Here is a 22,708-nt window from a genome sequence, read left to right as displayed (position 1 = left end):
GTAACCGCTTGTGATCTATGAAAGCGTAAATAATAAAGCCAACAAAAAAAACTAGCGCGAACAACAAAAAATGAAATATTCCCACACCTTTCCCCCCTCTACTTACAAGCAGCATTTCCATTTCCCTCAGCCTTTTAGGGCCGTCTTTTTTTTAGTATACTTTAAAAAAGTTCAGAAAAAAAGCTGAACCAAAAGAGGAGGAAACCACATGTTGAAACCTTGGCAGAAAATTTTGATGGACACGGCCGAGAAAAAAGGGAAATACTCATTGGTTTCCTGGAAACTATGCAGGGATTTAGCGCTAGAGGAAGGCATTCCCCCCAGAGAAGTAGAAATTTGGGCCTGCCGCAACGGAATATGTCCTTCAAGGTACGAAAGGTCCATTGGAACCTTAGGCTTGGAAGGCCAGGCAAAGCTGCTTGAATCCTCCGTCCTTTTGGCAGGATGCGGAGGCCTAGGAGGCCTCATCGCGGAGCTTTTGGCCAGAGCGGGCATAGGTAGAATAACCTTGGTGGACGGTGACAAATTTGATGACAACAATCTGAACAGGCAACTAATTTGCACGGAAGAAAATATAGGCGCTTATAAGACAGAAGCCACCAAAGAGCGAATCAAATCAATAAATGGGGCCGTTGAGGTAAGAAGCCACTCAACGCTCATCTCAAGGGAAAATGCCACAGAGCTTTTACATGACATGGATTTGGCCATAGACGCTTTAGACAATATGAGTGCAAGGAAAGCGTTATTAGAAGCATGCAGACAGAAAGGCATACCGCTGGTTCACGGAGCGATAGGAGGATTTTGGGGGCAAGCAATGCTCATATTTCCCGAGAGCAGGGCACCTTGGGAACTAATGGAACTAGAAGCGGAAAGAGGCGTCGAAACTGAAACGGGCAATCCACCGTTTACCCCTGCTTTTATCGCTTCCATTGAGGCCACTGAGGCAATAAAATACCTTGCAGGAATAGAAGCCCCCTTAGAGGACATGCTCTTCTGCGACCTCAAATCCTACGATTTCCAGAGAATAAATACATCAACCTAGAAAATCAATGCCTGAACTGAAGCTTGTAGGAAAAATCGCTAGCAGCATCCTTGAGAAGCTGAATCCATAAGGGGATCTTTTTCATGTTCTCCTCGGTTTTGGGGGCGTTCATGGCCAAACAGGCAGCTACTTTCCCGTCTTTACCGAATACAGGAACCGATATGCCCATGACGCCCAAACTGAAAGTTTCATCCTCTATGCAGTATCCCTTCGACCTTATGGCTTCATAATCTTTGAGAAGCTCTTCTTTGTCCGTTATAGTGTAAGGCGTCCTCTTCTCCAACTCCGTCTCCGATAGAAGTTTTTCTATGGTTTGAGGGTCCTGATACGCAGTCAACAATCTTCCTGTAGAACCTCCATTAATGGGCAAGCTTTGCCCTATGAAATCGTTGAATTCGTATAGGGCCCCTGGCCTGGTCCTCTTGCATATAACAACCGGCCTATCGCCCTCCCATATAGCCAAATATACCGTCTCGTTTATCGCCTGCAGCAAATGCTCTAATATGGGACCCGCAATCTCCTCGTAACCGATGTATTTATTATAAACCCTCCCCAACCTCAAACATATGGGACCTAGATGGTATTTTTTCGTGAGAGGATTTTGGACCACAAAACTTTCTTTGCGCAGCTCGACCAAAATCTTGTATAACCCACTCTTTGCAAGGGACAACTTTTCGGAAAGCTCCGTAAGGGAATATTCGAATGGAGGTTCTGCAAGGGTTTTCATTATTTTCAATGCTTTTTCCAAACTTGACATTTAGTTGCCTCCTTGGAACCTAAATTTATTTTTTATTACAATACTCTTTATGTCATTTTTTTGCAACATGCCCCACCTCAAACACGGGACAGGGTTGACATATTCTTAGAGAAAACTGATATTTTACATGTATTAGTCATCCTTTTATTTGGTAGAATACAATAACAGTTTCAGTATAGTGGCATTACAAGGAATGGGGGATGATGTTCTAAGATGAGTAATACTCCGCAGAAAGCCAGCAACTTCTTGGAGCAAATAATAATCGACGACCTGGAATCCGGAAGGGTAAGCAAAGTAATCACTCGATTCCCTCCGGAACCAAACGGTTACCTGCATATAGGCCACGCCAAGTCCATATGCATAAACTTCGGATTAGCTGAAAAGTTTGGGGGGGAGTGCAACCTGAGGTTCGATGACACGAACCCCACAAAGGAAGAGCAAGAGTACGTGGATGCCATCATAAGGGACGTGGAGTGGCTTGGATTTAAATGGGCCAAACTGTGCTTTGCATCAGATTACTTTGAACAGTTCTACGAGTGGGCCATAGAGCTCATAAAGGCTGGGAAAGCATACGTGGATCATCAGTCGCCCGAGGAGATTCGCCGAACTCGAGGTACACTAACAGAACCAGGCATAGAATCTCCTTACAGAAACCGATCCGTGGAAGAAAACCTGATCCTTTTCGAGAAGATGAGAAGGGGAGAATTTGAGGAAGGAGAGTGCGTCCTAAGAGCAAAAATTGACATGGCCCACCCAAATCTCAACATGCGAGATCCCGTTATGTACCGCATATTGAAGAAAAGTCACCACCGTACAAAGGACAAATGGTGCATATATCCCATGTATGATTTCGCTCACGGATACGAGGATGCTATAGAGGGTGTCACCCATTCCATATGTACTTTGGAGTTCCAGGATCACAGGCCTCTTTACGATTGGTTCCTGGACAACGTCAGCGTGCCCCACAGGCCACGGCAGTACGAGTTTGCACGGCTCAATCTATCATACACCGTAATGAGCAAGCGCAAGCTACTGGAACTAGTGGAAAAAGGCTATGTGAGCGGATGGGACGACCCCAGAATGCCAACTATAAGCGGCTTAAGAAGACGGGGATTCACCCCTTCCTCCATAAGGAGATTCTGCGAAGAGATCGGCGTATCAAAGACCAACAGTCTGGTAGACATAGAGTTTCTATACCACTGCATCAGAGATGAATTGAACAAAACCACAGATAGGGTCATGGCTGTACTTAACCCCTTGAAGGTCGTAATAGAGAACTATCCCGATGACCTCGTAGAGGAGATTGATGCCCTGAACAACCCTGAAGACCCCAATTCTGAATGGCGGAAGGTTCCTTTCTGCAAGGAACTCTATATAGAGAAGGACGATTTCATGGAAGATCCTCCTAAAAAATATTTCCGCCTCGCCCCGGGCAGGGAAGTAAGATTAAAACACGCTTATTTCATAACCTGCAAGGAAGTAATCAAGGACGAGAACGGAGAAATAGTAGAACTACGCTGCACCTACGACCCAGAATCTAGAGGTGGAGAATCTCCAGACGGCAGGAAAGTCAAGGGGACCATCCACTGGGTATCTGCAAAACACGCAGTAAAGGCTGAAGTGCGACTGTACGACAATCTCTTCACTCTGCGCAACATGGATGAAATGGAAGAAGGGAAGGATTATAAGGACTATTTAAACCCCAACTCTCTGAAAGTGATAAAGGACGCTCTCATTGAGCCGACGTTAAAAGACCTAAAACCCCTTCAGAGGTTCCAATTCTTGCGCCATGGTTATTTTTGCGTGGATTACGACTCCACTCCTGAGCACATCGTATTCAATCGCATAGTCCCATTGAAGGATTCTTGGGCAAAGATAGCCGGGACGCAGAAACGTTAAATGACATACGGTAGGCGAATGACCTCATTCGCCTACCCATCTTGCCAACCAGATTTTTATATTGCGGATACGTCCATGGGGTGGATTTCGCCCATATCGTCCTGAAATTCAACGATGACTTTATCGGATGGATCTTTATACATGGAAAGGAAGTGTTTGCATTTGGTCTCAACTGAGTAATGCCCTTTCCTACTGGAAAAGCATCCCTCCACTAACTCGTGACACAGGGGACATTCAAATTCGTAACAGCTATCTGCTATGTCCTCCAACGCTACTGGGATCTCTTCACCCAAACCGTCTATGAAAAGTACTAGGTTTTCCGATTTAACGAACCTATCAAAATGCTCACAACCTCTATCCAGTCCTTTTGTATCCGAGTACCTGGTCACGGAACCGCATATAGGACATTCCACCTTCCAAAACTTCAACATCTCCACCACCCCCTCCATCCTAATATCAGTTTATCACTTTGACCAAGAACAAATCAACACTCCTTACAAGATAACATTCAACACCTCTGGATCCTTGAGCTTTTTGTGTCTCAATGCGAGTATTCCTTCCTTCTCTGCTAGCTGCCTGCATGCTCTTTTAATCGAAGACTTTATGCCTTCATGATAAACTATGGCCCTTACATTTCCTCTTATGCTGTTCAAAGCAGCCTTTAGTTTCAGAGGTCCCTCCTTTTCGTCATCGTACGCTCCAGAGACAAGCCAATGATTGGGAAGTATATGGCTTATACCTATGTGCATGTTTGAGTCAATAGTCACATCTGAAAAAGCTCTTTCAAAATGTACTCCGCCTACACACAAAACATCCACCAAAGGATCTTTCCACGAAAACACCCCCAAAAGCCCTCTGGCCAGGGCGCATATTGCCTCCTTGTGGTCCCAACTTGAAGGGGCACTTCCTATTTCGAGGTCCACCATAGGCACTGGAAACTCTTTAAGCAATTCTGGGTCCTGCCCTTTATATGAACCTGTCCAGTGGGTTCCTTCAGTCATTACTGAAAATTCCTCCAACCCTGCCTTCAATCGTTCCTTTTCCAGCGCCGTTACCAAACCCTTCACTAACCGGGAATCAGCGGGAGAAAAAATTCCTCTTTCAACGTCCCCAATGGTGTGAACTGTCAATATCTTGTCTGGCGCTTTATCTCCTTCGTGCCAATTGACCTCAATAGCTACATCAGCATCAACAAAGCACTCTCTCAACGTTGGAAGGTACCGCTCAAACTCATAACTGATCAAGGCGTTTTGCCGACAGAACAGAAACTGGTCACCACAGGCATCTTCATATTGAAGCACCGGGTAACCATCTATTTCCATGGAGGTTTCATCTAGCGGTAACTCCTCTTTTAGCCTTTCAAAAACACCGCGCGCAACATAATGGAAAGGTTCTCTAACACAGAAAAAGAATACAGCCTTTTTTGACATCTTGAACTCCTCCTAAGAAAATATGGGCTATCGATATTGACTGTACCGCAAAAAAGGGTTATTCTACTCGCTAAATATATTAACAAGTTTAGCAGGTGAAAAGTATGGCTCGTACTTTCATAATCAATACCAACCCTAGCCCCTGCCCTAGCGTGGTACCTGGAAGGTGTGTCTTCCGGGAAGGGTTGGTCTTGTCTTGAGCCAGGTTACTTAATTTCAGGTACAGGACAAGGGCCGTCGGTCTCGGAAGACCGACGGCCCTTTTTATTTCAAAAAGGAGGAGGATAACCATGTCAGGAAATAAGACCACCGTAACCATAATAGGTGCCGGCATAATAGGAGGAGCCATAGCAGAGGCACTCACTCCCCATTTCAATGTCATAGCCACAAGAAGAAAGGTACATAAACTAAACGGCCTTGAAGAAAAAGGCGTGAAGGTCTCACAAGACAACAGGGACGCAGCCAGAAAAGGAGACGTAATAATTTTATCCGTGAAACCTTCCCAGGTGATCAGCGTCTTAAAGGAAATAAAGGAAGAAGCAAAAGGCAAGGTCATCATCTCCTTCGCCGCAGCCATACCTACGGAACTAATGAAGAAAGTAGTCTCAGGGAGTAAAATCGTAAGGGCCATGACGAACACCGCCGTCAAGGTGAGAAAGGGATACACTCTTTATACCCATTCTGACGATCTCAACGATGAAGAGCTCTCTCTTCTATGTACCATTTTCAGCAAGCTAGGCGAAAAACAGAGAGTAGATGAGGCTCACATGGATGTTTTAACCGCCATGTCAGGCTCTGGACCTGCATATATTTTCACCGTTGTCGAGGCCATGATTTATGGAGCCTTAAGGGAAGGTCTTCCTCGCGCACTGGCCCTCCAAGCAGCGGCACACACAGCCATAGGAGCATCCTGTCTTCTTCTGGAAAGCGGCAAACATCCAGCGGAATTAAGGGACATGGTATTAACGCCTGGAGGAGTAACCATAGACGGCATCTATGAGCTAGAGGAAAGTCGCATCCGCACTGCCTTCATGAAGGCCATAAGTGCTGCATCCTCCAGAGCAAGAGTACTTTCCGAAGAAGTCAGAAGAAAGGCAGAAGGAGAAATAGAGGAATGAATGTGAGGTATGCATTGCCTCGAAGGGGGCAATGCATACCTAGCTTAGGAAGGATCAGGAGACGCTATGTTCACAAATTCATAAAACACAAGGTCATAAATTGTCTCATAAGGCTCTTGGATCTTCATCAGGCTCTCCATGCTGGTTGCCTTGAAGTGCAAGGGCATTTCGAAATCAACCAGCTCTTTGGCCATAGGACTTAAAAGGTTAAGTGTGGCCTCCACAATGGAATCGTCCTCTCCAACCCACAGGATCCAATTTAGGTTTTCCTGATCTTCTGTATCAAAATGGGTATACCCAGGAAGGTGCACGCGGCTGTAGTAGGTCAAGAACAACCTTACTGCGGCCACCTGGTCGATGAATACAGCTGGATTTTCACAAGTAGAGTCAGGGATCCTAAAACAAAACATTCTATCCGCGTTCATCAACTTCCATATATCATGAGGTAAAGGAGAAAAGCGCGCATAATGGGTGAAATCATAACGACTCCATAGAAGAAGGGGAACATGAAGTTTGCCTTCCGGCATGGATCTATTTTTGCACCACTGTATAACTTCCTTCGCATCTGGGGGCTCTTTCCCTCTGACTTTTATTCCTGTTTCAGGATAACGCTTCAAGAAAGCCTGCATCATGGGACTATCCGCATAAAGCCAATGCAGCCTCCCTTTCTCATCTAAGACCCAACTCTCCTCTCTGGCAAGTCCGGGAAAGTAGCTCAAAACAACATTGTGTTTATACTCCTTAAGGCTCCACCTGCCAACAAAACTTTTGTCCAAAAGGAGCCGGAGCCTAGTGGACCATATAGCGTCCGCCTCTTGTACATCCTTTGATGGCAAAGATATAGGAACTCCCCATTCCCTGCCGTAACACAAAAGAACCCTCTTTCCTTCACTGGAAAGGCGGTAATTCCCCAAAGAAGTCGCCTCCAAGAGCCCCTCTGAATAAAGGACTTCAAGCTCTTTGGGATCTTCCTGAGCCATAAAAACCAATTCAGCATTCCAAAAGGGGTTGTCTTCGTCAAAAAGTAGCAAGGTTCTTCTCATGGGCTTGCTCCTTTATGCTGTGTTTGGCCGGGCGCAAAAACCCGGCCAAACATATTCTTATTCTACATAATCCTGAGAAAGGCCCTTATACATGGACCAACATGCCAAAATCATAACTATGGCGAAAGGTGCTGCCGCCGCGATGGATATTATCTGCAAGTTCTTCAATCCACCAGTCATGAGAAGAACAAATGCCAATGCAGCTTGGAGAACACCCCATACGGCCATTTTGCTCTTTGGGGGATTGAGGTCTCCTCTGGTGGAATACATGGAAAGGACAAAGGTCGCTGAATTGGCGGACGTAATAAAGAACGTAGAAATCAAAACCACCATTATTATGGACATAATTCCACCCAATGGATAATACTTATACATCTCGAAGACTCCTGTGGATATATCTTTAGCAACTCTGGCGGCCAGCTCCCCTATCCCCGTAAGGTCAACGTTTAATGCTGACGTACCAAAGACGGCAAACCAAGTAAAGCTTCCCAAGGCGGGAACTATTAGCACACCAAGCACGAACTCTCTTATGGTTCGTCCCCTAGAAATTCTGGCAATAAAGGAGCCAACAAAGGGGGCCCATGCTATCCACCATGCCCAATAGAAAATAGTCCAACCATTAAGCCAGGACTTATAATCTTTATCGTAAGGAGCTAGCATGAAACTGTCCCTTATGAGATTGCTCAAATAGTCTCCAAAGCTGGACATTAGATTCTCTAATATGGTTATGGACGGCCCCACCAAAAAGAGTCCTCCAAGCAAGGTCATGGCTATATAAAGATTTGAGTCAGCTATGAATTTTATCCCTTTTTCTATTCCTGTCACAGCAGAACCCGTATATAGCAGAGCCAAAACAACTATTATGACAAGCTGGGTCATTAAATTGGAGCTTACTCCAAAAAGATAATTGAGCCCACTGTTGATCTGGAGGACCCCAAGGCCAAGGGACGTGGCAATGCCTGCTACGGTAGCAAAGATGGCCAAAATATCTATGGCCTTGCCAAAGGTTCCTTTCACGCCTTTTTCACCAACAATAGGAATAAAGAGGCTACTTATAAGCCCTGGATAGCCTTTTCGGAACTGAAAGTAAGCGAGGGGCAGCGCTATTACTGCATAGTTGGCCCATGGATGTATTCCCCAGTGAAAGAAGGCCTTTCTCATTGCTTCAGCTGCCGCTGCAGCTGTCCCAGGCTCCGCTGTAGGCGGGTTCAGAAAATGAAACACTGGTTCTCCTACACCGTAAAAAACCAAGCCAACTCCCATACCTGCGGAAAACAGCATGGCAAACCACGAAAAATTGGAAAATTCAGGTCTGGAATCCTCAGGACCAAGCCTTACCTTTCCATACTTGCTTAGTGCAAGAAAGATAGGAAAGACTACAAAAATGTTCATGGCAAGCATGTAACCCCAACCAAACTTCTCTACAAGAACATTAAAGAGAGTGTTGGCAAAATTTCCGAAACTGTCCGGGCTTACTAAGCCCCAAATGACGGCTGCGAACGTAACACCCATGGAAATCAAATATACCTGGTTTAACCCCTTCCCTTTATCCAAGGAAATCTCCTCCTCTCGTTCTCTTCACAGAAGGAAACACTTGAACTTTCTTGTCCAAGCACTACGTCTAAATATAGAGGGAGACCAGCTTATAGGCCTCCCTCAGTTCACACTATATCTTAGTAGGGAACACCGTCTGATCTTCAACTTCTTTGGTCAAAGCATCAAGTGCAACCCCTACTCTGTGGTATCTAAGCTTCCATTCTTCTTCGGGGCTCATTTCTGGATCACCTAGAGGATAAGGTACAGAGACAGTCTGAACCATCTTGTTAACGCCAACAGACTTGGCCACATCTAAGAGGTTACAAAGTACCACTATGGGGATACCTGCCTTTTCTATTTCTTTTGCCATCGTTGCACCGCAACGAGTACAGGTTCCTCAGGTTGCCACCAAAAGAACTCCATCGACACCCGCTTCCTTGAGTTCCGCTGCTATTTCTCTACCAAACTTGGCAGCATACGCCTGCGTAGTCCCCGTCCCAACGGTCACGTAGTAGTAGTCGTGAAGTTTGCCAATTTTGCCTTCCTTTTCGTAAGCCCTCATGGCATCTACCGGCATGCCCCTATCAGGAACTTCGCATATAGCCTCTGGGTCATATCCTGCATGTATGGTCTTGAACTTGCCCTTGGGCAGATGGTCCAATCCAGCAATGTTGTACTTGCCCCACTTGGTTGCGGAGGCCGTCTGAATCCTGTCTGGGTTGTCGAAAGGAACTACACCACTGGACCCAACAAGAGCTATAGTTGCCTTGCTCAAGTCCTTTATAGGAGGAGCTACAGGAACTTTTTCCCTCTTGGGAATTGGCAATTCTGTTTTGAAAGGCTCGCCCTTGAGCTTCTTGAGAAGCATGTCCACCGCTCTGTCAGCAGCCTGTACCCCCTCAGGATGGAATATCTCCCTGCGAATTCCCCTTGGGAAATAACCTTCTATCTCCGCTGGTAGGAGTTCTTCATTTCTAGCTATCTTTTGTGCAAAGGAGGCCATTTTCTGCAGATCCTCCCTCATGAAAGTGGCCTTTCGCCCACCGCGGAAAATGTACACATCCTTGTGGAACATCTCTACCCCAGGGTTTTCCTCGTTCATCGAGGTGATAACCGGTACTCCGAAGGTCTCCTTTACTGCTTTACATACGGTTCCGCACCCTACACCGTAACGTCCCGCCATGAACGCAGGCCCAGCAAAGAAGATATCGAACTCTTGCCCCTTCAGCCAATCAATTATCTCTTTCAAAGCCTCTTCTGTGTTGCTTGCTATGTAGTTATCTCCACACACGATGGTATGAGTAACTTCCACGTCATCCATCATCTCGTTGAGCATTTTGGAACATCCCACTAACTCATCATGGAAGGTCGGCCTGTAATCCGCGGCATCTTCCCCTCCCACCTGACCGAAGAACTGGTTAATGTAATGGATTGCCTTCAACATAATTACATACCTCCCTAAAATTCCGCACAGGTCTTCTTGGAGAAGCCGCTGATGTGGTTAGAGCAGAAGTAGCCGTTATTCTCCATCCATACAGAACCGTCTTCCTCTATGCAGCCCTCCCAGCCTCCGGAGTTACCATCACGAGCTAAGGCCTCAAGTTCTCCTAGGACCACAGGCATAGGCTCCAAATGATAAAGTTCCGACACGTTTCCTGTGGTTACCAAGGCATCGGCCCTTTCATCCAAGGCCACCAATGGCTGAGACGCTCCGTCCCTTCCGGTGCACTCATCAGAAATCCCCACAGTTTTCACGCCTGCTTTCTCAAGCTCCACTATGGTCTGGATGTAGTCCACGTCTGGGTTACCATATCCTTCTTCACAGACAATGGCACCATCTGCACCTAGGTTGACAGCCATCTGCGCCACCATCTTCGCGCAACGCTCCTTCTCCTCCATCTTGGGGTTCAAGGTAGACATGATGACCCCTAAGAAATTGATGGTTTTCCCGTGCTCTTTCATAAGCCTATGAATGGTTGGGTGATTGCACCACTCGTATGTGGATATTTTCGAAGAAACTGGCATGAAGCTCCCCGAAACCACGGCGCCATCAAGTATCTCATTGGGATGCATGAAAGTAGGCAACATCCTGTTCCCGTCCCAGCCGTAGATTAACGTATTGTAGCCCAACTGTTCCATCTGAGTCTGAGGCTGGATAACGTACACTACCGAGGGAAGAGCCTGAACTTCGGCGGGCCTGCGGTTCACAGGAGGCAAATCGAACACCTCGACCTCATCGGGGGTAGCATCCTTGACACACTGGCCTATGTGCTCTGCAAGGCGCATTCCTGCCCAGCGTAAGGCTCTATTCTTTTTCTGCTGTTCGTGCCTTTCGAACTCTTCATCGGTATCGGCGACGAGGACAAGGTTTGGCATCATACCAAAAATACACTGGTTTTGATATTTACCTGACATATCTATCAGCCCATCTTGGAAACCACCCCAGTGCTCTCCAACCACTAACAAGCTGCAACCAGAGAGAACATGAGTCCTACCCATGCCCGCACGAGCTAGAGGGCTTGTAACGCCAGGGAAAATACCTGTTCCACCCTCTACCTTGCATCTGATCTCTAGAGCTTCCTTAACCGGACACAGTCTTACTCTGTCGCCAGGACGAACGATATGAAGGTCGGCGGATGTGATATGCTCGTCCTCCCTAACAATTTTCAAAGCTTCTTCTTTGTTCACCACAAGGACACCATTTTCCACCTTGGTTTCGTCGCCGAACACAATGTCCTTGATATAAAACTTACCCATCTCAAGCTTCATAAGCGAACCTCTCCTTTCGCATATAAAAAGCCGGGCCTCCTGCAAAAGCAACGGAGACACGGCTTGGAATCTATCATAGGGTATACTTACTGCCCTCCTCCCGCATTCTCTTTACAGCTTGGGCTAGAGCATCTGGATCCAAGACCATTTCCATCATGGCTATCTGCTCTTCCCATTTTGCGGGATCGGCCTCTTGTCTTATTTCCTCTTCAAAAATGTGATATACCGCAAGCCCCAACGGGACTCCTGCCAATGGACCTGCAAAGGTGGGATCTCCCTTGGTCACTGTCTCAGCGTAGATCTCCGCTCCTTCTGCATCACTGCTTCCGAGCACCACTACGACGTTCTCAGGACCGTATTTCTCTGCTGCATCCTTCACCCTCTGCTGGTTCTCCAGGTCCATTGCTCCGGCGGCGGTTCAGACGAAACACTCCGTCGCCGAAAACACGATCTCAGCGCCGCTGTCCCTAAGGACCTCTTCCATGGCGGGACCTGCCACTCCATCTCTTTCACCTAGAAGGAGTAGCTTCTTCCCTTCCAGCTTACCCATGTGGCAACACCTCCCCAGTTTGTTATTTTCGGCACAAACAATGAACTACGCATATGGAGTTTAAAAGAAAAAGGGGAGGACGCGCCATGAGGGAAAGATTTACCAGCAATCACAAAAAACGTTACAATCCTGTCGTACTGTGGCTCAGTTTAAATCTATTAAACCTTCACGAAGAGCAAAGCGGGTGAGTTCTGTTATGTTCTCACAACCCAGCTTATCCAGTATTCTCCTCCTATGGGTATCCACTGTGTTCTTGCTTATTCCTAGTTCTTCGGCTATGGCCTTAGAGTTGAGACCTTTCACCAAAAGCTTTAAAACTTCCGTCTCCCTGGCCGACAATTCTGGCACCACGGAGAACCCGGAAGTCTTGGATAGCCTCCTGAATTCTTCCACCAGTATCTTTGCCACAGGTGGACTCAAATATACCCCTCCGGCTGCCGCTACGCGAATGGCCTTCATGAGCTCCTCCGGCGCACTATCTTTCAATACGTAACCTGCAGCTTTTAACTTTACCATTTCAGCAACGAAACCCTTGTTGCAGTGCATGGATAACGCGACAATCGCTATTTGAGGATGCTTCTCCAATATTTTTCGAGCAGCTTGTATACCGTTCATGTCCGGCATGGTTATATCCATAACTATCACATCCGGAAGAAGCTCAAAGGCCATATGCACAGCTTCTAGCCCCGTATTTGCACTTCCGACTAATTTCATGTCCTTCTCCTTGCTTATAAGATCCTGAAGACCCGCCAAGAAGAGCTTGTGATCGTCTGCAAGGAAAACCCTTATCAATTTGTCAGCCATTTAGATAATCCTTCCTTTCCTAATGGGACCTCTATGTAAACTCCCGTACCCCTACCTGGCTCAGACAGCACTTTTATTTTACCCCCAAGGGGCAGAAGCCTTTCTTTTATGCTAAAGAGACCAAATCCCTTGCTTTTACCCCATTGGCTCATAGATTCAGGGGAAAAACCTCTTCCATTATCCTCTACTATTATCATTATCTTCTCCGACGTTCTGTGAACCCTTATATCGACAAAAGACGCCTCCGCGTGTTTTATAACGTTTACTAGGAGCTCCCGGGTCATCTCGTAAAGCAAAATACATATCCTCTCATCGACATCGTAATTACCTTGGCTTACCTGAAAAGAAAAATCAATACCGTTGTCTCTAAGAAGCTTTTCCGCCAACTCCTCTATTGCGGCATCAAGACCCACCTCATATAGAAGAGGTGAGGCTGTCTCAAAGGTAAGATTTCTGCTCTCCTCTAACAATCCTTCGACAGCAGCTTTAATATCCTCTAACTCGTCTAGATTGCCCTCTCCAAGCGTTCTAAGTCGGTTCAATATATCTATCAAGGCATATCCAATCCTGTCATGGATGCGCACAGCTATCTTGCGCCTAGTGTCCGCTTCCGCCAAAGAGAGCTTGGTCGCTAGCTCTCTAAGGTTTTGCCTGTATTCCAAAAGCACTCTCTCTTTTTCTTTGAGCTCAAGCTCTGCCTTTTTCCAATTGGTTCTATCAAGAAACAGGACTGCAACCTCATCTGAGAATAGGGGGAACGCTACGGCCTCAAGATACCGTCCCGTATCTTTGCTCCAGGCTTCGTGTCTTACGGACTTTCCGGTTTTTATTGTCTGCACGATGATGTCCATCCAACAATCTTCGGCATTGGGCCACACATCGCGGAATCTTTTGCCTACAACATCTTCTTTTTTTACTCCCATTACACGTTCATATGCAGGGTTGATGTCCATGAATTCCACATCACATCCTTCACCTTGAGAACAAATCACCTTATATCTGGCAAAAGGCTCCATGGCTCTTTCCACCAGAACATGGTAAAGAAGCTCTTCTCTAGACTTCCTGCTATCTTTCCTTTTGTCATTTGACCTATCCTTCTCGTTCAAAAACACCCCTCCCAAGTTTTCAAAACGGTTTTAAAAGCCAGGCATCAATCAATATACATATAATTCAGCAAAAGAAAAGTCCCAGCCCAATAGTATTGGACTAGGACTTTACGTCGTATTTAGATTTTGTTGTTTAACCCATCCGACGTTCCAAGAGACGCGAAAGCATGTATTCATCAGGTTTTGTGGATCCCGCCTTAAGAGTTGCTCCTTCTAATCTTCTGACCATTCCTTCTGTATTGATATATGTTCCAGAACGTTCCTGCCACGAAGGGGATGGAAGCACCACATGAGCTTTTCTTGTAAGAGAAGTCTCGAAAGCAGACTGCACTATAATAAATTCTGCTTTCCTCAAGTTGAACTCTAGCCTCTCATCCAAAGTCTCGTCGCAAGCAATCACGTACACCGCTTTTTCTATCTCTTTTCCTTCCCACAGAGGTATTCCTTCCCTCTCCAAACCTCTTGAGTTTACTCCATTTGCGAGCCCCACACATTTAATCTCAGGACAAAGCTCACGGATCCTACGTAGTTGTTGGGAATCTACTCCGCCTCCATAGAGGAGCACTGGGTTTGCCCCCTCCTGAAGCGCTGTCGTGACTTTCTCGTTCCAGTTTCTGTATCTTTTGGTAGCTCTTTTATCCACGTTTTTCCCTGCCGATCCTATCACGACAACCTCTGCTCCCCTGTTGAACGCCCTCTTCACAAATGAAGAAGCAACTTGACAATCTTTTTCTAGATTGATCCCCGCGACCACTACCACATCAGCAGCATCAATATCGGACAGGGTTGCGTTTCCTTCCGGAGCTCCAGAACCCTCTATCAGGTATCCATTCTGTCCAAAAAATGCTTTGAAGACCTTTGCCGCCTCGTTGGTTACCCTTGATGAAATCAATCCAATACAATGCTCCACGCCACCAAGCAGCTTGAGGTTTTCCAGAATATGACTTTCCGCCTCATCCCAATCTACCGGCACAAGTTGTCCATTCTTTCTTATCATTGGGTCTTTAATCTTTGGTCGATCCTCATAAAATGGTTCGAACCTACCTTTGACACAAAGAATCCCACTTGAGGGACCTTCATTCCATACTCCCTCTATTTTTGCAGGCACTCCGTCTCTCGAAAGAACGTCTATAGAACATCCTATGCTGCAAAACGTGCAAACGGTCCTCTTTCTGTCAAAATGTTCTTCCCTACCCACGTAGGCACTGTACTTGTCTGAAAGGGCACCCGTGGGACAAACCTGAAGGCACGTACCACATGACACACACGTTGATTGCTCAAACGGAAGGTCTAGATCCGCACAAACCATAAGGTCAGGCCCTCGATCCTTTACAGTCAAAACTGCATGTCCTGCGATCTCTTCACAAGCCCTTATGCATCTTCTACACAAAATGCACCTGTTCTGGTCGAAAAGAAAGTATTTTCGTCCTACATCAAGCTGAAATTTCCTCCAGTTAAAGCTATATCTTACGTGATCCAGACCGAATCTGTATGCCAGGCTCTGCAGCTTGCAGTCACCGCTCTTCTCACAGAACATGCATAAGTGATTTCTTTCGGAGAACAAAAGTTCAAGTATGGACTTCTTGAGGGACACCAGCTCTTGATCCTCCGTGATCACCACCATTCCTTCCTTAGCCTCGGTAGTACAAGCAGGAAGAAAAGTTTTGGCACCTTCAACCCTTACCAGGCACATTCTGCATGAACCTCGCGAGGTAAGGCCTTCGAGGTGGCACAAGGTCGGTATATATATCCCTTTTTCCTGACAGACCTCAAGAATGGTCTTACCCTCTAGCGTCTCCATCCTGCGGCCATTTATCATGATTTCTATGGTTCTTGCCATAACTATCCCCCCTCATTCGGCCTCCTCAAGGTCGCAGCGCAGACATCGCCTTGCTTCCAGGATTGCCACTTGTTCATTAGGAAAGCCTAGCTCCACCTCCCTGAAGTCCTGCACTCGGGCCTCAGGCGAAACTATGGATGCTCTCATCCTTGGCCTATTGCCGTCCTCTTCACTCATTTCATACTTCATCGGCTCCGGCCGCTCTGGAGGTGTGGGCACTTCGTGTAAAGGCAGCCCTCTCAAGAACCTGTGAATGGCCCTTGCTGCTTTATTTGCTTGGCCTACTGCCTGCACCACGCTGGCGGGGCCTGAAACAGCATCGCCAACGGCAAAAACCCCTTCAAGGGATGTCATATAAGTTCTTGGATCTACCTTTATGGTTCCATCCTTATTGGTAGCTATACCCTCTTTTGACAAAAGCTCCCACTCTACTTTCTGACCTATGGCACACACCACCATGTCAGCTTCCAGTAAGAAATGGCTTCCTTCAATGGGGAAGGGTCTTTTCCTGGCAGAGGAATCGAACCTTGCCCTTCCATCCTTATCTGTAAGGGCAAGGCGAACACACTTAACCCCCACGATCTTTCCACCACTACCAACGAACTCGACGGGCATGGTCAAGCAATGAAACTTAACCTTTTCTTCCTCCAAAACGCTGCGCCTTCCCCTCCACCGCCGGGTACCCATACTGATGGAGACGCCTTCTTCCTCGGCCGCCATTATTTCCTCCTCCAGCGCAGGCATATCCTTCCTTTCTCTTCTATACACAAGATGAACCTCTTCAGCTCCAAGGCGAAGCAGTGATCGGGAAGCGTCCATGGCGACATTACCTCCGCCTATGACCACCACTTTCTTTCCCTTTACGAAGGACATGTCCTCACCAAGGTTCATGGCCTTAAGCAACTCCATGCCTGTGGTTACACCCAAAAGGTCCTTCCCTGGAATGTTGGGTTTGTAGCACCCCTGGGCTCCTATGGACAGCAAAACCGCTTGGTGGTCCTTCATCAAATCCTTTATTGAAACGTCCTTTCCAAAGGCAACTTTAGTTTTGACCTCGACCTTTCCTGTGCTTAGGATGGATTCGATCTCCTTATCCAGCACCTCTCTGGGTAGACGGTAGGAAGGTATGCCTATCCTCATCATTCCTCCCAAAACGGGCAAAGCTTCGAAAATCGTAGACTTATATCCGAGCTGTGCAAGCCTCAACGCAGCAGTAAGCCCTCCTGGCCCTCCACCTACGATGGCCACCTTCTCTTTTTTGTCCTCTTCCAGCTGTTCTGGGACCCATCTGCCTGTTGAGTGGTCAGCCATGAACCTCTTCAGGTCTCTTATCGCCACGGGTTCGTCCAGCTCCCCCCTGCGACATTTGTCCTCACAAAAAGCAGGACACACCCTACCGCAGACGGAAACGAAAGGATTGGACTGTCTATGAATGCGAGCTGCTTCATCGTATTTGCCCTCCGCTATTTTTGAAATATAAATGGGGACCTTGACCTCCGCCGGGCAGGCGCTTTGGCAGGGCGAAGCCGATAGCTTGGAACACACACCAGCTGGACACCTTTTATCGACGATATGAGCTTCGTACTCATCACGGAAAAATCTCAGGGTGGCCAAAACGGGATTTGGAGTACCCTGTCCAAGGGCACATAAAGAACCCTCCTTCATGGTCCTGGATATATCCTCGATCATTACCAGATCTTCCATTTTGCCTTCCCCTCGGGTAATCCTTTCGAGGATCTCCAGGAGTTTTTTGCCTCCTACCCGGCACGGCGTGCACTGCCCGCAAGATTCTGCCACAGAAAACTGAAGGAAAAACCGTGCCAACTCAACCATACATGTCGTCTCATCTACAACTATCATTCCTCCAGAACCCATTAAAGCCCCGGCGGAGACGAGAGAATCAAAATCCACTGGAAGGTTCAAAAATTCGCTGGACAGACACCCCCCCAAAGGGCCACCAGTCTGAACTGCTTTGAATTTACGATCCTTGTTGATACCTCCACCTATGTCGAAAACTATCTCCCCCAAAGTAGTACCCATTGGGATCTCAAGCAATCCTGTGTTCTTCACCTTCCCTGTCAAGGCAAAGACTGCCGTGCCTGGGCTATCTTTAGTTCCAATGCTAGAAAACCACTCTGCGCCTTTTTGGATTATCTGGGCTACCGCCGCGTAGCTTTTAACGTTGTTGATGTTCGTGGGCTTACCCCAAAGTCCTCTCTCTGCAGGAAATGGAGGTCTTGGTCGGGGTTCTCCTCTTTTACCCTCTATGGAGGCTATCAATGCCGTCTCCTCTCCACACACGAAGGCTCCAGCTCCCTCTTTTACTTCTATATCGAAGCTGAAGTCAGACCCCAATATATTCTTGCCCAAGCATCCCATCCTTTTTCCTTGCTCTATAGCAATGTTCAACCTCTTGATGGCCAAGGGGTACTCGGCCCTGCAGTATATGAAACCCTTTTGGGCTCCTATGGCGTATCCTGCTATTATCATTCCCTCCAGCACCGAGTGGGGATCCCCTTCAAGGATGCTTCTGTCCATGAATGCTCCTGGATCTCCTTCATCGGCGTTGCAGATGACATACTTTGGGTTCCCAGGAGCGTTCCTGGCAAACTGCCACTTGAGGCCTGTTGGGAAGCCCCCACCACCTCTTCCCCTTAGTCCTGAGCGTTTTATCTCCTCTATTACACTCTCCGGATCCATCTCAAATAAAGCCTTGGTTAACCCCTGGTAGCCTCCTCTACCTATATACTCCTCTATACATTCTGGATTTATAACTCCGCAGTTTCTGAGGATTATCCTTTGCTGGTTACGATAAAAAGGAATGCTATGATATTCAGGGATAAGCTCTCCAGAGGCAGGGTCATTGAACAAAAGCCTTTCTATCACTGTCCCCTTTTTCAGCGTCTTTTCCACTATCTCTGGCACATCATCCCTCTTAACGTGGCAGTATAATATGTCCTCCGGATAGATAACCATTATGGGACCTATGGAACACAACCCGTGGCACCCTGAAAAGGTCACCAGCACCTCATCCTGAAGGTTGTGCTTCTGTACCTCTTGTTGCATGGCCTCCAATATCTCACTTGAACCACCAGAAGTGCAGCTAGTTCCTCTACAACACAGTACATGGGATCTGTACAGTCTCTGGGCCATCACGATCTCCCCTTTGGCAGGCAATTCGCATATCTTCTGTCTGCTTTAGACAGAGTTGGCGCCATGTCCTGACTTATCAAATGCTCCCACATCACCTTTTTACCCATGATATGCTTTCTAATAATTTCCTTGGCTAAATTCTCTGTAACTCTTCCGTACCTTGTAACACCCAATGGGGGCATCGTTACCTCCACCACTGGCTGAAGCTCTTCAGGCCCATCCCAAATCCCCAAGCTCACTCTTATGGCTATCTCTTTTCTCTCCATTTGATCTATGAAAACCCGGGCTATACGTCTGGCCTGTTCGAAATCCCTCTCAGAGTTAGCAAAAACTTTCACCTTTAGGGGGCTTTCCTCTCTGATGATGATTGCCTTTCGGGCCTTGTGAAACAATTTATTCAAATCCATGGGGGTTTTTAGTCTACAAACCATTCTCATCACCTCTTATTCGAGGTTTTCCAAAATTTTTTTCATCTTATCCACCGAAAGCTCTCCGTACACCCTTCCATCCACCATGGCCACTGGGGCTAGACCACAAGAGCCAAGGCAGTAAACAACTTCGTAAGTAAATTTAAGATCCTCTGTGGTCTCTCCAGGTCCTATCCCCAACTCTTCACGCAAGAACCTACCTACCCTAACTCCCCCTTTCACATGACACGCCGTCCCGTCGCACTGCTGTATTATGTGTCTCCCCCTGGGCGTCAAGTGAAACTGAGCATAAAATGTGGCTACACCAAAGACCTTTCCATAAGGCAGCTTGAGCATTTCTGCAGTTCTTTTCAATAAATCCTTGGGCAAATAGCCATACTCCACCTGTACTTGCTGAAGGATCTTGATCAGTCCCCAACCTTCTCTTTGACCCATTTTGACGATTTTTTTAAGGGGCTTCAGGTCAGAAATCTTATCTTCCGCTTCGATTTCTGTTTTCAACGGGACCACCTCCATAAAACTTGCAAACTTTATCCTTTTATATGGATACTTTATTAGTATCATATTTTTAAAATTTTGCAAATTGTTTTAGTGGTCGTGGGCCGCAGGGATATAAGTACAATCTAGTAAAATATTTTTTGCAAAAAGCTCCTCGCCCTATTGACAAACCCCAAAAACTTGAATAAACTTTAGGTCAATCAAACGAGTGGTATGAACCAAATAACGCAAAGGCGATGAAGTGGGGCGCTTTAGCACACCAGGATTCCACAGAGAGAGTTCCTCATCGGCTGAGAGGGAACTCGGATCCGTGCGAAAGCCCAAAACCCATGGAGCTGGGACGGAAAGGGGATATCATCCCTGGAGTACGTCGCCCGGGTGGACTCCGTCAAAGGTCCCAGAGAGGAATGCCACAGGCATTCAATTAGGGTGGTACCGCGGGCTAACAAATAGGCTCGTCCCTTAGGGGACGGGCCTATTTTTATTTTGACCTACAAGCAAAAGGAGGAGATGAACATGCAAGGAAATTGTGTAATTTGCGACGGAAACATCTTGTTGGATGAGAACATCATAGTGGGAGAAATAGTCTGCTGTCCTGATTGTGGCACCGAATTGGAGGTACTCTCCGTGGAGCCGCTGGAATTGGCAGAAGCTCCAGAAGTGGAGGAAGATTGGGGTGAATAACGGACGCGTAAGGATCCTGTTCACGAGACTCAGGACCGAGGAAAAGCTCTTGGCAGAGAGGGCAGAAAGGTTGGGGGTCCCGTACTCGCTGGAAAACATAAGAGACCTTTCTCTACCCATGGATTACAACGAGGAGGATATATTTATATGTAGGTGCATCAGCCACTTCCAAAACCTTGCCATTGCGAGGATGCTGGAGAGTTATGGATTAAGAACCATAAACCCCTCCGGGATAATGAGCTTATGTGGTGACAAAATAGCTACAAGCTCCGTTCTCACTAGGCACAACATTCCTCAGCCGAGGTACCGCGTCGCCTTCTCCGCTGAAGGAGCCTTGGCTGCAGCAAGAGAAATAGGTTTTCCCGTAGTGTTCAAACCATCAACCGGCAGTTGGGGAAGGTTGATAGCCAAAGCGCAAGACGAAGAAACAGCCCAGTCCATAATAGAACACAAGGAACACTTGGGAGCATTGCATCACGTGTTCTATATCCAAGAGTACGTAGAAAAGCCAGGTTTCGACATCAGAGCTTTCGTGCTTGGTGGAGAACCTCTATGCGCCATAAGCAGAAGATCCGCTCATTGGATAACCAACACAGCCCGAGGTGCATCGGCTGAAAACTATCCAATAGATCAGGATATGGATGCCCTTTTGAGGCGAGTATATGAGGCCATCCCTGCAGACTTCATGGCTGTGGACATTTTCATCACCGAGCAGGGCTATTTGGTAAACGAAGTAAACGACAGTGCTGAATTCCGCAACTCCATAGAAACAACCGGCTGCGATATTCCTGCCAAGGTCATTCAGTATGCCCAGGATATAAAAATAAAGCGCACCAAATGCGGAATAAAAAAGGACAAGCGCGCACCCTATAAAGGAAGCGGGTTGGATGAACATACAGAATCTTAATTAACACGTCAAAGTGGCAACTTAAAAAATCCAACCCGCAGGAGATAACCTGCGGGTTTTTTATTTCCTGAGGAAAGGGAGATGACAATGCATCAGAATCAAAAATTTAAAGCTGTAATACTAGGTGCCGCAGGCATGACTGGAGGAGAACTCCTACGCATACTGGCCAGGCACAGTCAGATTTCCGTAACAGCAGCGATATCCAAGAGCAAGAGGGGGACCCCCATCGGGGTTACTCATCCCCATCTCAGGTCATACTTCCAAGGCATGAATTTCGTCTCTTACGACGAAGCTCCTATAAATGAGGCGGACATAGCCTTTGTAGCACTCCCCCACGGCTCGTCCGCCAACGAGGTGGCCAAGCTCCTTGAAGCGGGGCTAAAGGTCGTGGACCTATCTGCCGACTTCAGGCTCAACGACCCAGAGGTCTATAGGCATTGGTATGGCTTGGATCACCCAAGACCGGACCTCCTAGAGAGCGCCGCATACGGCCTGCCAGAGCTTAACCGTGGCAAAATCATCTCGGCGAACCTCACCTCGGGTGTAGGATGTAACGCTACTGCGTCCATATTGGCAATCCTCCCCTTGGCAAGGGCGGGCCTCATAGAGTCCGTCCACCTGGACGTAAGGGCTGGGTCTTCAGAGGCGGGAGCAAGGCCTTCTACAGGAAGTCATCATCCTTTCCGAAGCCGGTCCGCTAGAATCGTCGAACCCTTCAGCCATCGTCACCTTGCAGAAGTTTCCCAGGAGCTAGAACTGCCACTGGAGAAACTTTCCATGCGGCTTTCTACCATGGAAGCGGTAAGGGGCGTTCAGGCCTGCGCAGACGTGACGTTGAACACGAAACTCTCAGAGAAGGAGTTATGGAAAATATATAGAACTACTTATTCTGTGGAGCCATTCGTGGAGCTATGTCCAGCAAGGCCTTCACACCTTCGCTTCCCGGACCCCAAGCTCGTATGGGGAAGCAATAAGGCTCTAGTCGGGTTTGCTCTAAAAGACGACACCCACTGTCTGGTTGTTTCGGCCATCGACAACCTAATGAAAGGGGCTGCAGGCAGCGCTGTACAGTCGGCAAACCTAATGCTTGGCATACCTGAGACCGAAGGGCTCGAAATGCAGCCCGTTTATCCAGCTTAATAGG

20 protein-coding genes are annotated in these 22,708 nt (G+C 47.3%); 6 read left to right on the top strand and 14 right to left on the bottom strand.

Annotation, left to right across the window (positions count from 1 at the left end; translation table 11 throughout):
• Nucleotides 1-208 precede the first annotated feature (208 nt).
• On the top strand, nucleotides 209-1,042 hold the full coding sequence (locus V7Z69_RS03360) for a HesA/MoeB/ThiF family protein (RefSeq protein WP_014163587.1): 834 nt from the start codon (nucleotides 209-211) through the stop codon (nucleotides 1,040-1,042).
• Nucleotides 1,043-1,046: 4 nt separating this feature from the next.
• On the opposite strand, the gene V7Z69_RS03355 is transcribed toward V7Z69_RS03360, so the two are convergent.
• Nucleotides 1,047-1,799 (bottom strand): IclR family transcriptional regulator, encoded by a 753-nt coding sequence (locus V7Z69_RS03355; RefSeq protein WP_014163588.1) that lies wholly within the window; start codon nucleotides 1,797-1,799, stop codon nucleotides 1,047-1,049.
• 213 nt (nucleotides 1,800-2,012) lie between these two features.
• Between V7Z69_RS03355 and V7Z69_RS03350 the strand changes: the two genes are divergently transcribed.
• The gene (locus V7Z69_RS03350; RefSeq protein WP_014163589.1) at nucleotides 2,013-3,698 is read left to right on the top strand and encodes a glutamine--tRNA ligase/YqeY domain fusion protein; all 1,686 of its coding nucleotides are present in this window, start codon (nucleotides 2,013-2,015) and stop codon (nucleotides 3,696-3,698) included.
• A gap of 56 nt (nucleotides 3,699-3,754) precedes the next feature.
• On the opposite strand, the gene V7Z69_RS03345 is transcribed toward V7Z69_RS03350, so the two are convergent.
• Nucleotides 3,755-4,129, bottom strand: a complete 375-nt coding sequence (locus V7Z69_RS03345; RefSeq protein WP_014163590.1) for a hypothetical protein — start codon at nucleotides 4,127-4,129, stop codon at nucleotides 3,755-3,757.
• A gap of 63 nt (nucleotides 4,130-4,192) precedes the next feature.
• The gene (locus V7Z69_RS03340) at nucleotides 4,193-5,128 is read right to left on the bottom strand and encodes a D-aminoacyl-tRNA deacylase (RefSeq protein WP_014163591.1); all 936 of its coding nucleotides are present in this window, start codon (nucleotides 5,126-5,128) and stop codon (nucleotides 4,193-4,195) included.
• 290 nt (nucleotides 5,129-5,418) lie between these two features.
• Between V7Z69_RS03340 and proC the strand changes: the two genes are divergently transcribed.
• Nucleotides 5,419-6,246 (top strand): pyrroline-5-carboxylate reductase, encoded by an 828-nt coding sequence (gene proC / locus V7Z69_RS03335; protein WP_014163592.1) that lies wholly within the window; start codon nucleotides 5,419-5,421, stop codon nucleotides 6,244-6,246.
• A gap of 44 nt (nucleotides 6,247-6,290) precedes the next feature.
• Here the strand turns inward: proC and V7Z69_RS03330 are convergent, their stop codons facing one another.
• The 11 genes from V7Z69_RS03330 to nuoE all read right to left on the bottom strand — a co-directional run bounded on the left by V7Z69_RS03330 (nucleotide 6,291) and on the right by nuoE (nucleotide 19,985).
• Nucleotides 6,291-7,289, bottom strand: coding sequence for a hypothetical protein (locus V7Z69_RS03330; RefSeq protein WP_014163593.1), 999 nt, complete (start codon nucleotides 7,287-7,289; stop codon nucleotides 6,291-6,293).
• 57 nt (nucleotides 7,290-7,346) lie between these two features.
• Nucleotides 7,347-8,843, bottom strand: coding sequence for a glycine betaine uptake BCCT transporter (locus V7Z69_RS03325; RefSeq protein ID WP_014163594.1), 1,497 nt, complete (start codon nucleotides 8,841-8,843; stop codon nucleotides 7,347-7,349).
• Between the two features lie 112 nt (nucleotides 8,844-8,955).
• Entirely contained in the window at nucleotides 8,956-10,269 is a 1,314-nt protein-coding gene (locus V7Z69_RS03320) for a glycine/betaine/sarcosine/D-proline family reductase selenoprotein B (protein WP_334138533.1), read from the bottom strand.
• A 14-nt stretch (nucleotides 10,270-10,283) separates the two neighbouring features.
• The gene (locus V7Z69_RS03315; protein WP_014163596.1) at nucleotides 10,284-11,594 is read right to left on the bottom strand and encodes a glycine/sarcosine/betaine reductase component B subunit; all 1,311 of its coding nucleotides are present in this window, start codon (nucleotides 11,592-11,594) and stop codon (nucleotides 10,284-10,286) included.
• A 73-nt stretch (nucleotides 11,595-11,667) separates the two neighbouring features.
• Nucleotides 11,668-12,144 (bottom strand): glycine/sarcosine/betaine reductase complex selenoprotein A, encoded by a 477-nt coding sequence (gene grdA, locus V7Z69_RS03310; protein ID WP_081468114.1) that lies wholly within the window; start codon nucleotides 12,142-12,144, stop codon nucleotides 11,668-11,670.
• Between the two features lie 144 nt (nucleotides 12,145-12,288).
• On the bottom strand, nucleotides 12,289-12,948 hold the full coding sequence (locus V7Z69_RS03305) for a response regulator (RefSeq protein ID WP_014163599.1): 660 nt from the start codon (nucleotides 12,946-12,948) through the stop codon (nucleotides 12,289-12,291).
• Nucleotides 12,933-14,054 (bottom strand): sensor histidine kinase, encoded by a 1,122-nt coding sequence (locus V7Z69_RS03300; RefSeq protein WP_014163600.1) that lies wholly within the window; start codon nucleotides 14,052-14,054, stop codon nucleotides 12,933-12,935. Before V7Z69_RS03300 ends, V7Z69_RS03305 begins: the two co-directional genes overlap by 16 nt.
• Before the next feature lie 133 nt (nucleotides 14,055-14,187).
• Complete coding sequence (locus tag V7Z69_RS03295) at nucleotides 14,188-15,894, bottom strand: NADH-quinone oxidoreductase subunit G (RefSeq protein WP_014163601.1); 1,707 nt, start codon at nucleotides 15,892-15,894, stop codon at nucleotides 14,188-14,190.
• Between the two features lie 12 nt (nucleotides 15,895-15,906).
• Complete coding sequence (locus V7Z69_RS03290) at nucleotides 15,907-19,047, bottom strand: FAD-dependent oxidoreductase (protein ID WP_014163602.1); 3,141 nt, start codon at nucleotides 19,045-19,047, stop codon at nucleotides 15,907-15,909.
• Nucleotides 19,047-19,478, bottom strand: a complete 432-nt coding sequence (locus tag V7Z69_RS03285; RefSeq protein ID WP_334138530.1) for a hypothetical protein — start codon at nucleotides 19,476-19,478, stop codon at nucleotides 19,047-19,049. The genes V7Z69_RS03290 and V7Z69_RS03285 overlap by 1 nt, the downstream gene beginning before the upstream one ends.
• A 12-nt stretch (nucleotides 19,479-19,490) precedes the next feature.
• On the bottom strand, nucleotides 19,491-19,985 hold the full coding sequence (nuoE, locus tag V7Z69_RS03280) for an NADH-quinone oxidoreductase subunit NuoE (RefSeq protein WP_416376411.1): 495 nt from the start codon (nucleotides 19,983-19,985) through the stop codon (nucleotides 19,491-19,493).
• Between the two features lie 504 nt (nucleotides 19,986-20,489).
• On the opposite strand from nuoE, the gene lysW reads away from it, so the two are divergent.
• From lysW to argC, 3 genes are all read left to right on the top strand, one after another.
• The gene (gene lysW, locus V7Z69_RS03275) at nucleotides 20,490-20,657 is read left to right on the top strand and encodes a lysine biosynthesis protein LysW (RefSeq protein ID WP_014163605.1); all 168 of its coding nucleotides are present in this window, start codon (nucleotides 20,490-20,492) and stop codon (nucleotides 20,655-20,657) included.
• Nucleotides 20,650-21,564 (top strand): lysine biosynthesis protein LysX, encoded by a 915-nt coding sequence (gene lysX, locus V7Z69_RS03270; RefSeq protein ID WP_014163606.1) that lies wholly within the window; start codon nucleotides 20,650-20,652, stop codon nucleotides 21,562-21,564. Before lysW ends, lysX begins: the two co-directional genes overlap by 8 nt.
• A gap of 87 nt (nucleotides 21,565-21,651) precedes the next feature.
• A complete protein-coding gene (gene argC / locus V7Z69_RS03265; protein WP_334138526.1) occupies nucleotides 21,652-22,704 on the top strand; it encodes an N-acetyl-gamma-glutamyl-phosphate reductase in 1,053 nt (350 codons plus the stop codon).
• Nucleotides 22,705-22,708 lie beyond the last annotated feature (4 nt).

The sequence above is a fragment of the Thermovirga lienii genome, from assembly GCF_036847465.1.
Lineage (GTDB): Bacteria > Synergistota > Synergistia > Synergistales > Thermovirgaceae > Thermovirga > Thermovirga lienii.
The sequence above is the reverse complement of the archived record's forward strand: the minus strand, read 5'-3'. Positions and strand labels throughout refer to the sequence as shown.

Bases quoted from the DNA above. Each gene is read 5' to 3' on its own strand.
- V7Z69_RS03360 (WP_014163587.1), top strand. From the start codon at position 209: ATGTTGAAACCTTGGCAGAAAATTTTGATGGACACGGCCGAGAAAAAA.
- V7Z69_RS03355 (WP_014163588.1), bottom strand. From the start codon at position 1,799: ATGTCAAGTTTGGAAAAAGCATTGAAAATAATGAAAACCCTTGCAGAA.
- V7Z69_RS03350 (WP_014163589.1), top strand. From the start codon at position 2,013: ATGAGTAATACTCCGCAGAAAGCCAGCAACTTCTTGGAGCAAATAATA.
- V7Z69_RS03345 (WP_014163590.1), bottom strand. From the start codon at position 4,129: ATGTTGAAGTTTTGGAAGGTGGAATGTCCTATATGCGGTTCCGTGACC.
- V7Z69_RS03340 (WP_014163591.1), bottom strand. From the start codon at position 5,128: ATGTCAAAAAAGGCTGTATTCTTTTTCTGTGTTAGAGAACCTTTCCAT.
- proC (WP_014163592.1), top strand. From the start codon at position 5,419: ATGTCAGGAAATAAGACCACCGTAACCATAATAGGTGCCGGCATAATA.
- V7Z69_RS03330 (WP_014163593.1), bottom strand. From the start codon at position 7,289: ATGAGAAGAACCTTGCTACTTTTTGACGAAGACAACCCCTTTTGGAAT.
- V7Z69_RS03315 (WP_014163596.1), bottom strand. From the start codon at position 11,594: ATGAAGCTTGAGATGGGTAAGTTTTATATCAAGGACATTGTGTTCGGC.
- V7Z69_RS03305 (WP_014163599.1), bottom strand. From the start codon at position 12,948: ATGGCTGACAAATTGATAAGGGTTTTCCTTGCAGACGATCACAAGCTC.
- V7Z69_RS03295 (WP_014163601.1), bottom strand. From the start codon at position 15,894: ATGGCAAGAACCATAGAAATCATGATAAATGGCCGCAGGATGGAGACG.
- V7Z69_RS03290 (WP_014163602.1), bottom strand. From the start codon at position 19,047: ATGGCCCAGAGACTGTACAGATCCCATGTACTGTGTTGTAGAGGAACT.
- V7Z69_RS03285 (WP_334138530.1), bottom strand. From the start codon at position 19,478: ATGGTTTGTAGACTAAAAACCCCCATGGATTTGAATAAATTGTTTCAC.
- lysW (WP_014163605.1), top strand. From the start codon at position 20,490: ATGCAAGGAAATTGTGTAATTTGCGACGGAAACATCTTGTTGGATGAG.
- argC (WP_334138526.1), top strand. From the start codon at position 21,652: ATGCATCAGAATCAAAAATTTAAAGCTGTAATACTAGGTGCCGCAGGC.